Here is a 586-nt window from a genome sequence, read left to right as displayed (position 1 = left end):
GGACCTGATTGTTTTCGCCGGCAACTGCGCGCTGGAATCGATGGGCTTCAAGACGTTCGGGTTCGGCTTCGGCCGGGTCGACCAGTGGGAGCCCGATGAGGTCTATTGGGGCAAGGAAGCCACCTGGCTCGGCGATGAGCGTTACAGCGGTAAGCGGGATCTGGAGAACCCGCTGGCCGCGGTGCAGATGGGGCTGATCTACGTGAACCCGGAGGGGCCGAACGGCAACCCGGACCCCATGGCCGCGGCGGTCGACATTCGCGAGACGTTTCGGCGCATGGCCATGAACGACGTCGAAACAGCGGCGCTGATCGTCGGCGGTCACACTTTCGGTAAGACCCATGGCGCCGGCCCGGCCGATCTGGTCGGCCCCGAACCCGAGGCTGCTCCGCTGGAGCAGATGGGCTTGGGCTGGAAGAGCTCGTATGGCACCGGAACCGGTAAGGACGCGATCACCAGCGGCATCGAGGTCGTATGGACGAACACCCCGACGAAATGGGACAACAGTTTCCTCGAGATCCTGTACGGCTACGAGTGGGAGCTGACGAAGAGCCCTGCTGGCGCTTGGCAATACACCGCCAAGGAC

General features: G+C 64.0%; 1 protein-coding gene. It reads left to right on the top strand.

The window, feature by feature from the left end:
- On the top strand, positions 1 to 586 hold a 586-nt coding region (locus tag BST12_RS29215; RefSeq protein ID WP_342746522.1), incomplete at both ends, for a peroxidase family protein.

The organism is Mycobacterium angelicum, assembly GCF_002086155.1.
Lineage (GTDB): Bacteria > Actinomycetota > Actinomycetes > Mycobacteriales > Mycobacteriaceae > Mycobacterium > Mycobacterium angelicum.
Note: the sequence above shows the minus strand (reverse complement) of the source record. Positions and strands in the feature narration are given on the sequence as shown.